This window comes from Marinomonas pontica (assembly GCF_036322735.1).
In the GTDB taxonomy this organism is placed as follows: Bacteria; Pseudomonadota; Gammaproteobacteria; order Pseudomonadales; family Marinomonadaceae; genus Marinomonas; species Marinomonas pontica.
In genome coordinates this window covers 1,618,375-1,631,675 of sequence record NZ_AP027271.1, presented here as the reverse complement: position 1 = coordinate 1,631,675, position 13,301 = coordinate 1,618,375, and the positions used below count along the sequence as shown (strand labels likewise).

General features: G+C 43.8%; 14 protein-coding genes. 6 read left to right on the top strand and 8 right to left on the bottom strand.

Translation table 11 applies throughout. The features are described from left to right. The first annotated feature begins 2 nt into the window (after positions 1–2). Positions 3–527 carry a DUF2062 domain-containing protein gene (locus AABA11_RS07620; protein WP_338266739.1) on the top strand — a complete coding sequence of 175 codons (525 nt, stop codon included), beginning with the start codon at positions 3–5 and terminating at the stop codon, positions 525–527. A 44-nt stretch (positions 528–571) separates the two neighbouring features. On the opposite strand, the gene AABA11_RS07615 is transcribed toward AABA11_RS07620, so the two are convergent. The 5 genes from AABA11_RS07615 to dapA form a co-directional block, all read right to left on the bottom strand. Further along, the gene (locus tag AABA11_RS07615) at positions 572–1,258 is read right to left on the bottom strand and encodes an ABC transporter ATP-binding protein (RefSeq protein WP_265727819.1); all 687 of its coding nucleotides are present in this window, start codon (positions 1,256–1,258) and stop codon (positions 572–574) included. After that, complete coding sequence (locus AABA11_RS07610) at positions 1,251–2,495, bottom strand: lipoprotein-releasing ABC transporter permease subunit (protein WP_338266738.1); 1,245 nt, start codon at positions 2,493–2,495, stop codon at positions 1,251–1,253. The genes AABA11_RS07615 and AABA11_RS07610 overlap by 8 nt, the downstream gene beginning before the upstream one ends. 66 nt (positions 2,496–2,561) lie before the next feature. Beyond that, positions 2,562–3,278, bottom strand: coding sequence for a phosphoribosylaminoimidazolesuccinocarboxamide synthase (purC, locus tag AABA11_RS07605; RefSeq protein WP_265727817.1), 717 nt, complete (start codon positions 3,276–3,278; stop codon positions 2,562–2,564). A gap of 41 nt (positions 3,279–3,319) precedes the next feature. Beyond that, entirely contained in the window at positions 3,320–4,384 is a 1,065-nt protein-coding gene (locus AABA11_RS07600; RefSeq protein ID WP_338266736.1) for a hypothetical protein, read from the bottom strand. Next, a complete protein-coding gene (dapA, locus tag AABA11_RS07595; RefSeq protein WP_265727815.1) occupies positions 4,381–5,262 on the bottom strand; it encodes a 4-hydroxy-tetrahydrodipicolinate synthase in 882 nt (293 codons plus the stop codon). The genes AABA11_RS07600 and dapA overlap by 4 nt, the downstream gene beginning before the upstream one ends. A 222-nt stretch (positions 5,263–5,484) precedes the next feature. Here dapA and bcp point away from each other — a divergent pair, with 222 nt between their 5' ends. Next, positions 5,485–5,934: a thioredoxin-dependent thiol peroxidase gene (bcp, locus tag AABA11_RS07590; protein ID WP_265727814.1), complete on the top strand. Its 450-nt coding sequence runs from the start codon at positions 5,485–5,487 to the stop codon at positions 5,932–5,934. Between the two features lie 57 nt (positions 5,935–5,991). Here the strand turns inward: bcp and AABA11_RS07585 are convergent, their stop codons facing one another. Next, positions 5,992–6,972, bottom strand: a complete 981-nt coding sequence (locus AABA11_RS07585; protein WP_338266733.1) for an aldo/keto reductase — start codon at positions 6,970–6,972, stop codon at positions 5,992–5,994. 106 nt (positions 6,973–7,078) lie between these two features. Here AABA11_RS07585 and AABA11_RS07580 point away from each other — a divergent pair, with 106 nt between their 5' ends. Both AABA11_RS07580 and AABA11_RS07575 read left to right on the top strand, forming a co-directional pair. Continuing rightward, positions 7,079–7,984, top strand: coding sequence for a LysR family transcriptional regulator (locus AABA11_RS07580; RefSeq protein ID WP_265727812.1), 906 nt, complete (start codon positions 7,079–7,081; stop codon positions 7,982–7,984). An 18-nt stretch (positions 7,985–8,002) separates the two neighbouring features. Then, positions 8,003–8,890 (top strand): AEC family transporter, encoded by an 888-nt coding sequence (locus AABA11_RS07575; RefSeq protein ID WP_265727811.1) that lies wholly within the window; start codon positions 8,003–8,005, stop codon positions 8,888–8,890. Positions 8,891–8,893: 3 nt separating this feature from the next. On the opposite strand, the gene AABA11_RS07570 is transcribed toward AABA11_RS07575, so the two are convergent. Continuing rightward, positions 8,894–9,787 carry a choline sulfate utilization transcriptional regulator gene (locus AABA11_RS07570; protein WP_265727810.1) on the bottom strand — a complete coding sequence of 298 codons (894 nt, stop codon included), beginning with the start codon at positions 9,785–9,787 and terminating at the stop codon, positions 8,894–8,896. Positions 9,788–9,916: 129 nt separating this feature from the next. Between AABA11_RS07570 and betC the strand changes: the two genes are divergently transcribed. Together betC and choX are read left to right on the top strand one after the other, a co-directional pair. Continuing rightward, the gene (gene betC / locus AABA11_RS07565) at positions 9,917–11,440 is read left to right on the top strand and encodes a choline-sulfatase (protein WP_338266728.1); all 1,524 of its coding nucleotides are present in this window, start codon (positions 9,917–9,919) and stop codon (positions 11,438–11,440) included. Between the two features lie 34 nt (positions 11,441–11,474). Next, the gene (choX, locus tag AABA11_RS07560) at positions 11,475–12,419 is read left to right on the top strand and encodes a choline ABC transporter substrate-binding protein (protein ID WP_338266725.1); all 945 of its coding nucleotides are present in this window, start codon (positions 11,475–11,477) and stop codon (positions 12,417–12,419) included. Positions 12,420–12,485: 66 nt separating this feature from the next. On the opposite strand, the gene queF is transcribed toward choX, so the two are convergent. Then, the gene (queF, locus tag AABA11_RS07555; RefSeq protein ID WP_338266722.1) at positions 12,486–13,301 is read right to left on the bottom strand and encodes an NADPH-dependent 7-cyano-7-deazaguanine reductase QueF; all 816 of its coding nucleotides are present in this window, start codon (positions 13,299–13,301) and stop codon (positions 12,486–12,488) included.

The window sequence follows — 13,301 nt, the reverse complement described above, 5'->3', positions numbered from 1 at the left end:
TTATGCCGAAGAATTATCTAAAAAAATTCATACCAAACCCAGAAAAACTCAAACAAAGCAAAGCACTTGGTCTGCTAGGTTCTCAGATTTATGAAGCTAACCTTTGGCATTTGAACAGAAAATCTGTCGCCAGAGCATTTTTCAACGGGTTGTTCTGGGCATTCATTCCAATGCCTTTTCAAATGCTGGCGTCTGCATTACTGGCTATCCCTTTTAGAGCAAACATACCTCTTTCTATTGCATTAGTCTGGATCACTAACCCATTGACGATGCCATTTGTCTTTTATTTTAACTACAAAGTAGGCTCGCTAATCCTTGGTCACCACCATGAAAAAGACTTTCAGCTATCAGTTGAATGGATTTGGGATAAAATGGAACACATTTGGATGCCTTTGTACGTTGGCTCCATTGTTTCAGGATTGATTGTTGGTGCAATCAGTTACGCTGCCATCACTGTGCTGTGGCGACTTCATGTTGTAAAACGCTGGAAAGAACGAAAACTACGCAACACACCCTCTGAAAAGTAATGCACTGAGGAGGCATGCGAAATGCCCCCCTCACACAACTAAAATCATTTCAAAGGCTCTAAGGCGCCTTTAGAAAGACGATAAGCCGAATCCATCCAGTCCAACATCTTTTCATCATGAGTCACAACCAAAAAGGCCATGTCGTAGCTTGATTTCAACTCATTAATCAGATTCTGAATCTCTAGCGACGTCGTTTCATCTAGATTACCCGTTGGCTCATCCATCAAGACACAAGCAGGTCGGTTCGCAAGAGCACGGGCAATGGCCACACGCTGCCTCTCACCTCCAGACAATTGTGATGGTTTATGATGTAAGCGATCTTTTAAGCCGACTTGCGTTAATAGTTCCTCACCACGCTTATTGGCATCTTTTTTATCAAGTCCGGCAATCCACATCGGCATCAATACGTTTTCTAGCGCTGTAAACTCAGCCAATAAATGATGGAACTGATAAACAAACCCCATTTCTTTATTGCGCATTTTGGCGCGCTTGGCGTCTTTCATGCTAGACCAAGAAACACTCGCCAATTTCACATCACCGCTCGTTGCCAAATCCAATCCGGCGAGCAGATTAAGCAATGTTGTTTTCCCTGAACCAGAGGCACCAACAATGGCACAGGTCTCCCCTTTATTTAAGGATAGGTCAATCGATCGAAAGACATCAACAACCTGTTTACCATCAAGATATTGCTTAGAGAGCGCTCGACATTCTAACACCAACTCATTACTCATAACGTAACGCCTCCGCAGGCTCGACCTTTGACGCACGCCAAGCAGGGTAAATAGTCGCAGCAACCGTCATAATGAAAGCAGAGATCACAATCAACTCCACATCAGACCATTGAAGCTCAGAAGGCAAGTAATTAATAAAATACACATCGGCACTTAAAAACTGCACATTCAATAATGTCTGTAAAGCCGCAATGATTTCACTTACATTGAGCGCCAGAGCAACGCCCGATACAACGCCGATTAATGTACCAAACATACCTATAAACATGCCCTGAACGATGAATACCCACATCACTTGACCAGAGGTCAGACCCATCGTTCTTAAGATAGCAATATCGTTTCTTTTATCCGTTACAACCATCACCAGCGTAGACACAATATTGAATGCCGCCACCGCCACAATAAGCAACAGAAGCAGACCAATCATGGTCTTTTCCATCTTAATAGCCTGAAACAAGCTACCATGAGTACGAGTCCAATCACTGACTCGATTCTGTCCAGGCACCGCCCTTGCGATGTCCCAAATATGCGATGGCGCTAAAAACAAATCATCAAATGAAATCCGCAGAGCTTCGACTTGATCTTCTTTATAACGTTTCAACTTAGCGGCATCATTAATATTGATGTAAGCCAAACTGCTGTCCAACTCAGCACCAACCTCAAACGTTCCAACCACAGTAAAACGCTTTAGAACAGGGGTAACTCCAGCAATTGATACATTTGCTTTAGGTAAAATTGCCGTCACTTTATCACCAATATCAACCCTGAGCATCTTCGCTAACTGAGCCCCTAAAACAATACCAAAACTTGTATCATTCAATGCATCCAGTGAGCCAGAGGCCATGTTGTCATCGATAATCGAAACCTTTTTTTCCATTTCTGGATTAATACCGTTAAGTATGGCGCCATGTACACTTGAGCCAGACTGAAACATCACTTGCGCTTGTGTGTGCGGCGCAACCCCCACCACATTAGGCATTTTTTCTACCAGCTTGGCTGTGTCACGCCAATCAGCTAGAACGGGGCTGCCCCACAATGTCGCATGTGGCACCATACCTAAAATTCGTTGGCGTAGCTCCCGGTCAAATCCATTCATGACGGACAAAACAGTAATAAGAACCATCACCCCAAGCGCAAGACCAGCTATAGAGGAAAAGCTAATAAATGAAATAAAATGATTTGAGCGCTTTGCTCGGGCGTACCGTAAACCGATAGTAACAGGAAGGAAGTTAATCAATGTGTATCCTTGCATGGCAAAATGGAGGGAATTACCCCTCCATTATGGATTTAATCGCCAGTTGTCTTACGCGTCGAAATCGATCCCTATACGACGACCTACATCTTCGTAAGCTTCGATCACGCCACCCAAGCCTTGGCGGAAACGATCTTTGTCTAATTTTTCTTTGGTCTTAGCGTCCCACAAACGGCAACCGTCTGGAGAGAACTCATCACCCAACAGCACTTCGCCTTTATATAGGCCAAATTCTAATTTGTAATCAACTAGAATCATGCCACCTTCCGCAAAAATCGCTTTTAATACATCATTCACTTTGTAAGTAAGCTCTTTTGCTTTCGCTAGGTCAGCCGCTTTCGCCCAACCAAAGGACTCAACATGGGATTCATTGATCATCGGATCACCCAATGCGTCGTTCTTTAAAAACAATTCAAATGTTGGTGGTGTCAAAGCAATGCCTTCTTCTACACCCAAACGGCGACATAAACTGCCAGCCGCAACATTACGAACAACGCATTCAACAGGCATCATATCAAGACATTTAACCAGTGACTCAGTATCGCTTAGTAGCTTTTCAAAATGCGTTGGAATGCCTGCTTCCTGCAATTTGGTCATGATGAACGCATTAAATTTATTGTTCACCATGCCTTTACGGTCAAGCTGTTCAATTCGCTTACCATCAAATGCAGAGGTATCATCACGAAATACTAGAACCATCTTGTCAGGATCATCTGTACGAAATACAGATTTTGCCTTACCTGCATACAGCTCTTGTCGTTTTTCCATTGGAGAGTCTCCGGTCTTCTTTTGTGAGGGGTTAATCTTAATTAATTTACAAAACGCTGCGCCAGGTGGAATGAAACCACTTCCGGCGAGGCCATAGAAGAAACATCAATAACTAAAAAATCACCTGCTTTTTGATGCATAATTTTGTAAGCGTACTCTCTGTTCTCCCAGCTAACGTCATCTAAGTTGCGACGATAAACGTTAAACAGCTTTTGTTCGCTTCCAGGAATGGTAAAGTCAACAACATCACCAATTCGCGCAACGTCTTCAGGCGGAACGGGGGCAAGCATATTGTCTGCATTCGGAATCAAATAAATGCCCGCTGCGTTCAATTTCGATTCTAATTCAGGTGTAGACACATTCTCGCCCAAGTGAATGGCAAAAATACCATGATGATCCACCCAAACTGGGAATGCAGACGCTGAATCACGATTTGAAAGGTACGCAGACGCCTGATTTAATTGACGACCAATGGTGCCCCACAAACGCACAGCCACCGCGTAAGCGTCTTCATTTTGGACTGGGCTCATCCAGTTGCTAGGCTCAACATCCTGCTGTTCATCTCGAAATTGAACTGCCACCAAGGTTTTGCCGCCAACGTCACTAAAACGGAAGGAGAACGCCGTTTTTGCTGGATGCAAACGAGTAATATCACTCCATAATGACGCCCACCAGCCTTGAGGGTGAAAGTCGAACGGGACAGACACGATTTGATCCTCTGTCTGAGAAGATATTGGAGAACCGGCCCCATGCAGAGCAGTAAGAAAATCTGAAACAATACGCTTAGAGTGCTCCACGCTGGTAGGCACAGTGAATTCTATCGCGTCATCCTGTTCCAGCACATCGATTGCGGTCATTGGGTAGAAAACAAACGGCGCTCTTGGCGTTTCAAATGGCTTCACTTCCTCTAAATTCGCAATCGCGTTTTCATTAGGAATAACAAGCAAGTCCTTCGACTGCTCTGACCCTGCCGGTTTATCAAGCGCAGTAATAATCGGTTGCTCTTTTTGATAATCGTTAGAATGGTCCGTAAAAAAAGTACTGCAACCAGACAAAATCAGTGCGACAGAGCCAGCACCCACTAACTTCAATGTCGAATGTTTCATACTAACAACGCTCCTGCTTCGATTAATGCCTGACGAACAGCAGCGTGATATTGTTCTGATAACGGCGTTAAAGGCAATCGAATTCCCTCTTCACACAGACCTAATTGACTGCAAGCCCATTTAACAGGAATAGGATTAGACTCCAAGAAAAGATTGGTATGAAGTGAAGAAATCGTCGTATCAATCGCATGCGCCTGATCTGCGTTGCCCGCTAATGCGGCTTCAGCGGCTTGAGCCACCGCTCTTGGCGCCACGTTAGCGGTAACAGAGATATTGCCTTTACCGCCCAAAAGCATCAACGAGACAGCGGTCGGATCGTCACCAGAATAGACAGCAAAACGGTCAGGCAACGCTTTGATTAACGCTTCGCCTCGCTCTAAATTTCCCGTTGCGTCTTTGATACCAACAATATTTTTGATGGTAGAGAGGCGAACAACGGTGTCATTTTGCATATCACATGCCGTTCTACCCGGTACGTTATATAAAATTTGAGGGATATCCACCGCATCGGCGATGGCTTTGAAATGTTGGAACAAACCTTCTTGAGTCGGTTTATTGTAATAAGGGGTCACCAGCAAACAAGCATCTGCACCTGCGTCTTTCGCGCTGCGAGTCAAATCAATGGCCTCATGAGTTGCATTAGCTCCAGTGCCAGCAATGACAGGAACGCGACCCTTTACCGTATTAACCACTTGCCGAATCACATTGGCGTGTTCTTCTGGTGTCAGTGTTGAGGATTCACCTGTTGTGCCAACTGCCACTATACCGTGAGTACCCTCGTTGATATGAAACTCTATTAGATCATCTAATTTTTTAGTATCTACAGCGCCATCAGCTGACATAGGTGTGATAAGCGCAACTAAACTACCTGTGATCATTTCGAGTCTCCGATAAAATTATAAGCGCGCCTATAGTAACGTCCAGACTCTGGTTTAACAATAATTGAGGGGCGTAAAGCCCGAGTAAATTCATAAGAAAAGCAATCCAAGAGGATTTTTAACTTGGCTCTTGTTAAGCTAAAGAAACAAATGTCGCGTACATAGAATAAATAATAGACAACCCACCGTCTTCGACTTTTAAAAATGAATAAAGAGAGCTATATGACAATTAAAATAGGACAAACTGCACCAGACTTTACCGCCAAGGATCAAAACGGTGACACGATCACCCTTGCTCAGTTCAAAGGCAAAAAAGTCGCTTTGTATTTTTACCCAAGAGACAACACGCCAGGCTGCACAGCTCAAGCGTGCGATTTGCGTGACAACTACCAAGCACTATTAGAACAAGGTTTCGTTGTCGTAGGTGTCAGTACAGATACCGAGAAAAAACATCAAAACTTCATAGCAAAATACGAATTACCTTTTCCTTTGATAGCAGACACCGAAAAAGAAGTGCATGAGTTGTATGGCACTTGGCAACTGAAAAAATTTATGGGGCGTGAATCCATGGGCACAGTAAGAACCACATTTATTATTGATGAAGAAGGCGTTATTTCCGACATCATCGGTAAAGTGAAAACCAAAGCGCATGCTGAACAAATTTTAAAATAGGCTGAATCACAAAATGGCGCGAGATTTTTCGCGCCATTCTCTCTCAGACACTTCCAGTTAAATCCCACCACGAATTGCATTTCTGACGTCGGACCGATAAAAATCCCCTAACATCTCATGCAACTCTTTACTCAGTGGAGACAAACTCGATGCCGCTGCATTTCGTACCACTTGAGATGAGCGACTGGCTCCTACAATAATGCTTGATACCTGAGGCTGATCTAAAATCCAGCGCAAAGACACGTCCAGAATATTATGACCTTCAGGCAATTTCCCATTGAGTTTATCAACCAGCGCTACGCCTTTTTCATATGGGATGCCGTTAAAGGTTTCTCCAACATGAAATGCCGCGCCGTCTTTGTTATAAAATCGATGATCTTGCTCATCAAAAATACGATCCAACTTCATTTTCCCGGTTAATAATCCACTGGCGAGTGGCAAGCGAACAATAACACCGACATTATTTTTTTCAGCTAACGGCAACAATGACTCAACGGCATCTTGACGGAATACATTGAACAAAATTTGCAAACTGGCGATCTCAGGATGATCACAACAAAACATCGCCTCATCGAGCATTTCTACACTCGCCCCAAAATGCTGGATGATGCCGTCCTTTTTAAAATCTTCCATCCAGGCCAGCAAATCACCAGAAAACAAAACATCACGAGGCACGCAATGTAATTGCGCAAGATCGATAGATTCAACCCCCAAACGTTGAGCAGAAGCTTGCAGACTTTGCTTCACCTTTGCTTTGCTGTAACCATCCGGATAGAGCTCAGGATTTCTTCCCACTTTAGTGGCGATAACGGGCGGTTTACTCAATGCTGCTCGCCACTGCCCTATCCGCTGCTCACTTAGGCCTCCACCGTATACGTCAGCGGTATCAAAAAATTGCACACCTTCATTCAGCGCTGCTTGCAGTATCGCAGCGGCCTCGCTGTCTTCTATCGCGCCAAAGTCATTGCCTAGCTGCCAGCAGCCTAAACCAATTTCAGACACATTAAACCCTGTCTTTCCAAGCACTCTGGTTTTCATACACTCTCCAAATAGATTAATTGTCGAATATCCCTACTATACGAGCCTCTTCACTGTTTATAATTATCAATACATTAAAATTATTGTTTAATGAGACTGAACAATTATGAAAGCAAATTTTCCTGAAGGTATAAGAGAGTTCCTTGTCGTCGTTGAAGCACAAAGCTTTTCAAAAGCCGCCGAACAATTAAACATTTCTAGAGCTAGGGTCTCGCAAATCATCAGTCGTCTTGAGAAAGACATGCAAATCCAGCTCCTCTATCGTTCTACACGCTCCCTTTCTTTATCTCCTGCTGGCGAGACTTTTTACCAGCTCTCACGTCAGGGCGTTGATCAACTTGAGCATGCCGTAATGTCTGCCCAGAATGCACACGCAAACATTGCAGGTCAGATTAGAATTAACACTGTAGGCGGTCGATTTGGAGAAGAGATACTCGCGCCACTGTTACTTCAGTTTATGAACTTGCACCCAAAGGTAGACATAGAGTTGAGCTTTTCTAGCACGAGAGAAAACCTCATTGATGCGCAATACGATCTGGTGGTCAGAATGGGAGAGCTGACCAATTCGAACCTTATTGGCCGAAAACTCACAAGCTATACAAATCACCTAGTCGCCAGTCCAAATTACATTGAAACCATGTCAGCATTGCATCACCCGAAGGATTTACTTGAACACAACCTGATAAATGGCTCGGTGAAACGGTGGCCTTTTATTCATCGTGACAACCACGACAGGTATGAGCTGCCAATAAAGGGAAAACTCAACTGCCCTAACGGACATGTCGTAAAATCGGCAACTTTAGCGGGCATTGGCATATCAAGACAGCCTGAATACTATGTAAAACAGGAGATTGAGTCTGGAAAATTAATGGTATTACTGCCTGACTGGACACTGCCTCACTCTGATGTGTCTTTACTTTACCCCCATTCAAGAAATATCAGCTCTAGAGTCAATACACTAGTGAACTATCTTGTGGAAGCCTTTAACATAAAGGCAGACGACAACGAATAATATTCATTAAGGACATCTATGCTCTTAGCATTGGCAGGATCACTCACCCCGATTTTATTACTCATTTGTTTGGGCTTCATCCTCGGAAAAAAAACAGACTATTTAAACAGTCCTTCTTTGGGGGCGCTGGTTTCTAGCATTGGATTACCGGCACTATTGCTGTACTCAGTGCTGTCAATGCAAATGCAAGTTTTCAGCATGTTGAAAATCATCGCAGCAACGGTACTTGTCTTACTTATCGTGTCGTTGATCTCATTTATTATTTTGAAAACACTCAAGCTACCCACGCGATTTTATTTACCGCCCTTGGTGAACCCGAATACAGGCAATTTGGGCATTCCGATTGCGTTCGCTTTATTTGGTGCAGAAGGCATGGCCATCGCGGTGGTTATCTCATCTGTGGTTCAAATCAGCCACTTTACTTTGGGTGTTGGTTTCATGTCCGGCACCTATCACCCTAAACAATTGTTAAGGAATGGACCTGTCATCGCACTGGTCGTAGGCGCGCTTTTCTTAGGGTTTAACATTCGTTTGCCAACGCCCATAATGAGCACGCTAGACATGCTAAGTCACATCACCTTGCCAATCATGCTGATGCTGCTGGGCAAATCCATCAGTGGTTTGAAGGTAAACGAAAAAGGAAAAATAAGTCGGGCGTTATTACTGTCTGCGTTTCGACCTGCAGTAGGGGTATTCGCTGCGACCATCGTTGTGTTCTTATTTCCACTCAGTCCACTAGAAAGTGCCGTTCTCTTGGTACTTAATGCCATGCCTGTCGCTGTCATTAGCTACATGCTTGCCAGCAAATTTAAAGGGCCAGTAGACGAAATTGCCTTAATGATTCTACTGTCCTTACCACTATCTCTGTGTGCAGTGGGCGCTCTTTGGTGGCTGAAATTGCACTAATCATTACGACTTAAGCCAAGCTAGAAATGCCGACACTGGGGCTGTAGGCGTTCTCTGCTTGGATAGCACAGTGTAATACCCATTGTCTGATTGCACCGTAAAATCGGACAAAGCAACCAACACGCCACTTTGAATGTAATCATCCAAAAGGGGCGACCAGCCAAGACCAATTCCTTGTCCAGAAATAGCAGCCTGCACCAGAAGTGTGTAGTTATCAAATTCCATCACCGACTCAGAAGGCTGCCACAAAGACCCATTCAGCTGAAAGAGTCGCTCCCAGTCGATCCATTTTTGCCCCATGTCCGCATTTAATTTCAACAAGGGGGCTTTGATGAGATCCGACAGACTTTTGAAACCAGAACACTCCTCCAGCAATTTTGGACTGCAGACCGGATAGACCATTTCAGGCAACAATTTCTCAGTAAAATACCCTTGATACTGGCCTTCACCAAACAAAATAGCGATGTCCGCTTCCATCGAGACTAAATCAACTTCGGATTGCGACGTTTGAATGCGTATGTCTATTTCTTTATGCAGCCTCCGAAACTCTGGCAGTCGAGGCATCAGCCAAAAAGCGGCAAAAGCAAAATCCGTTGCGACAGTAATACGTTGAGTTTTCGGTTTTTGTTTAATTTTTTGCAACACTTCGCGCAAATCTCTAAGACTTGACTGTGTCGTTTTTAGTAACACATAGCCTGAGTCGGTCAATACAACACCACGGTATATGCGCTCAAATAAAGCCACGCCCAAAGTATCCTCTAGAGCACGGATTTGCTGGCTTACTGCAGGCTGGGTGGTGCCCAATTCACGCGCCGCCGCGGTAAAGCTCAACAATCTCGCTGATGCTTCAAAAACGACAAGTGACTGTAATGGTGGTAATTCAGAATCAGATAACATAAGTTCAGCTTATCCCATATATAAATATTTAGTCAGTTTACAGCTTCTTTTCGATAGCGCAATCTAGATAAAACAAGGCAATTTCTTTGTATTTGCCAATCTTTCCTTATTTATACATTAGAGATAATCATGGCAGAAAAACAACCCAATATACTTTTTATCATGGCTGATCAATTGGCTACATCCGCTCTTCCCATATACGGCAACCCAGTTGTAAAAACTCCCCACCTATCATCACTCGCTGAAAAAGGAGTGGTGTTTGATTCAGCGTACTGCAACAGCCCTCTGTGCGCGCCATCTCGGTATGTTCTCATGACAGGACAACTACCGAGTAAAATTGGCGCTTACGACAATGCCGCAGACTTCCCCGCTGACATTCCGACCTTTGCTCACTATTTAAGAGAAAAAAATTACAAGACCGCACTATCAGGAAAGATGCATTTTTGTGGACCAGACCAATTGCATGGGTTCGAAGAAAGGTTAACCACCGACATTTATCCTGCCGACTATGGCTGGTTTCCAAACTGGGACGATTTAACAACACGCCCTACTTGGTATCACAATATGTCATCCGTCACTCAAGCCGGTCCTTGTGTTCGAAGCAATCAATTAGACTTTGATGATGAAGTGGTTTTTCATGCGCAACGATATCTATATGACTATGTAAGACGTGACCAAGATAGACCCTTTTGCTTAACCGTTTCCATGACGCACCCACACGACCCTTATGCCATTCCTCAGGAATATTGGGACAGATACACAAATGAAGAAATTGACCTACCAAAAATCCGTATTCCTAAAGACGAGCAAGACCCACATTCCGCTCGGCTTCAAGAGGTTTATGCATATTTCGACCAAGAGTTAACAGATCAGCAAGTTCGTAACGCGCGACGTGCTTACTATGGCGCCATTAGTTATGTCGATGACAAGATCGGTCTGCTTTTAAAAGCCCTCAAAGAAACGGGCTTAGATGACAACACCATCATTGTGTTCTCAGGTGACCATGGCGACATGCTAGGCGAAAGAAACCTTTGGTACAAAATGTCATTCTTTGAAGGCTCTGCTCGTGTACCAATGATCGTACACGCGCCAAAACACTTCTCCGCAAAACGCATTAAAGAATCGGTTTCCACCATGGATTTATTGCCCACTTTTCTTGAAATGGCAACAAACAAATCGGATTATCAATACGCCATGCCCATTCAAGGAAAGAGCTTAATGCCTCACATTACGGGTAAAACAGAGGGCCATGATGAAGTGATTGGCGAATATTTTGGTGAAGGCGCAATCGCCCCGATTTTCATGATTCGCCGCGCCCAATACAAATACATCTATTGCCATATCGACCCAGAACAATTGTTTGATTTGTCAAATGACCCAGATGAACTGAATAATCTTGCTGAACATCCAGATTACAAAGACATTATTGATGAATTTAGGAAGGAAACCTCAGCGCGCTGGAATTCAGAAGCACTCACACAAGACGTGTTGGTAAGCCAACGCCGTCGTCGTCTCATTGTTAAAGCACTCAATAAAGGCAAAAAATTGGCGTGGGATCACCAGCCTATCTTTGACAGCAGTGAAATGTATATGAGAAACCATATTGATCTAGACGACTTAGAAACTCGCTCTCGCTTCCCTAAAGCAGAGTAAATTGATAAATAACTATCACAACAGGAGCACACAAATGAAAGCAATATCATTTAGTCGTACAGGACTCAAAACCTTTGGCCTCGTTAGTCTACTTCTTGGAAGCAGTGTTGCTTTGTCCGCAGAACCTGAACAATGCAAAAAAGTCACGTTTAGTGATCCTGGCTGGACCGATATTGGCGCCACAAATGGTGTAGCAACGACTTTATTAAAAGCATTGGGATACGACACACAAGTCTACCTTCTGAGCGTTCCCGTGGGCTTTGAGAGTATTAAAAATGGCGAAATTGATGCATTCATGGGCAATTGGATGCCCGCCCAGTCTGCTTTCATTGACAAATACAAGAACGACATTGATGTAGTTCGTACCAACTTGGAAGGCGTCAAATTTACACTGGCTGTGCCAAAATACGTCTTTGACGCAGGAGTGAAAGATTTCTCCGACTTGGAGAAATTCAGTAAAGAATTTCGTCAACGAATCTATGGTATCGATGCCGGCGCTCCAGCCAATCAAAAACTTCAGACCATGATAGATACTAATGATTTTGGGCTAAAAGACTGGAAAGTCGTCGAATCAGGCGAACAAGCAATGCTTTCACAAGTAGCAAGAACCATAAAACGTGATAACTTCATTGTCTTTTTAGCGTGGGAACCGCACCCAATGAATGTCAATTACGATTTAAAATACCTGACTGGTGGCGACAAATATTTTGGCCCTAATTATGGTGGCGCTACGATTAGAACTCTGACCAGAAAAGGCTATTCATCAGAATGTTCCAATGTTGGCAAACTGCTGTCGAACCTTGAATTTGGTTTGACCATGGAAAACGAAATGATTGCGTCTCCTGAAAAACCAGAAAAAGCCGCCGCCGATTGGATGAAAGCTCATCCAGAAATATTGGACAAATGGCTGCAAGGTGTCACCACCTTTGATGGCAAACCTGCGCTTAATATCGTGAAACAACAGCTTAGCGCCATGTAATACATGCACTAAATACAATGTCAAAAAAATGCCGCCTGATTTTTCAAGCGGCATTTTATCTTTACTTTATTGGCGGGTGAGACGATCATTCCCTAGCACCAATGGCACGGTTGAACGATAGGGATTGATATCTAATCCTCCTCGTCTGACATACCTTGCATACACGGTTAAACTTTCAGGCTGACATTGGCGCATAATATCAATAAAAATACGTTCAACGCATTGCTCATGAAAATCTGTATGCTCACGGAAAGAAATGACATATTTCAGCAGACTTTCATGCTGAATCTTTGGTCCTTTGTAGTCGATAAACACTGACCCCCAATCCGGTTGATTGGTAACAGGGCAATTAGACTTCAACAGATGGCTCACCAAACGCTCTTCCACTAAACCTATAGACGTATCTACCGCCAGCAAATCAGGGTTAGGGTGATAATCAGACACTTCAATATCCAATTCATCAATGCAGTAGTCTGGCGTTAGAACAACCAAGGATGCCATTGAATCCACATCGCGGATTATCACGGTGACGTCTGCGCCTGCGGCTGCCGACAAATCTTTTTCTAGCAACATCTGCACCGCTTGAGGCGACTCATATCGCATTTGATTTAACGAATTAAGATACAATTTGAACGATTTTGATTCGATAATATTAGGCGAATCATATGGCAAACGAAATTCTGCCAACGCAACAATTGGCTTGCCTTTCGTATTTAACCACGACAATTCATAAGCATTCCAAACATCTTCCCCATAGAATGGCAGGCGCTCAGATTCAATGCCCATTTCAGTCCATTTGTCCACTCTTGCAATGGGGTAAAGCAACCCTGCATCGTATTCAGAAACATATTCTGTTTGCTGACCTAAGGGTAAAAAGCCCAT

Excerpts from the sequence above, each read along its gene's own strand:
- betC (WP_338266728.1), top strand. The coding sequence starts at position 9,917 with ATGGCAGAAAAACAACCCAATATACTTTTTATCATGGCTGATCAATTG.
- choX (WP_338266725.1), top strand. The coding sequence starts at position 11,475 with ATGAAAGCAATATCATTTAGTCGTACAGGACTCAAAACCTTTGGCCTC.
- queF (WP_338266722.1), bottom strand. The coding sequence starts at position 13,301 with ATGGGCTTTTTACCCTTAGGTCAGCAAACAGAATATGTTTCTGAATAC.
- AABA11_RS07575 (WP_265727811.1), top strand. The coding sequence starts at position 8,003 with ATGCTCTTAGCATTGGCAGGATCACTCACCCCGATTTTATTACTCATT.
- AABA11_RS07580 (WP_265727812.1), top strand. The coding sequence starts at position 7,079 with ATGAAAGCAAATTTTCCTGAAGGTATAAGAGAGTTCCTTGTCGTCGTT.
- bcp (WP_265727814.1), top strand. The coding sequence starts at position 5,485 with ATGACAATTAAAATAGGACAAACTGCACCAGACTTTACCGCCAAGGAT.
- AABA11_RS07585 (WP_338266733.1), bottom strand. The coding sequence starts at position 6,972 with ATGAAAACCAGAGTGCTTGGAAAGACAGGGTTTAATGTGTCTGAAATT.
- AABA11_RS07570 (WP_265727810.1), bottom strand. The coding sequence starts at position 9,787 with ATGTTATCTGATTCTGAATTACCACCATTACAGTCACTTGTCGTTTTT.
- AABA11_RS07620 (WP_338266739.1), top strand. The coding sequence starts at position 3 with ATGCCGAAGAATTATCTAAAAAAATTCATACCAAACCCAGAAAAACTC.
- AABA11_RS07615 (WP_265727819.1), bottom strand. The coding sequence starts at position 1,258 with ATGAGTAATGAGTTGGTGTTAGAATGTCGAGCGCTCTCTAAGCAATAT.
- AABA11_RS07600 (WP_338266736.1), bottom strand. The coding sequence starts at position 4,384 with ATGAAACATTCGACATTGAAGTTAGTGGGTGCTGGCTCTGTCGCACTG.
- purC (WP_265727817.1), bottom strand. The coding sequence starts at position 3,278 with ATGGAAAAACGACAAGAGCTGTATGCAGGTAAGGCAAAATCTGTATTT.
- dapA (WP_265727815.1), bottom strand. The coding sequence starts at position 5,262 with ATGATCACAGGTAGTTTAGTTGCGCTTATCACACCTATGTCAGCTGAT.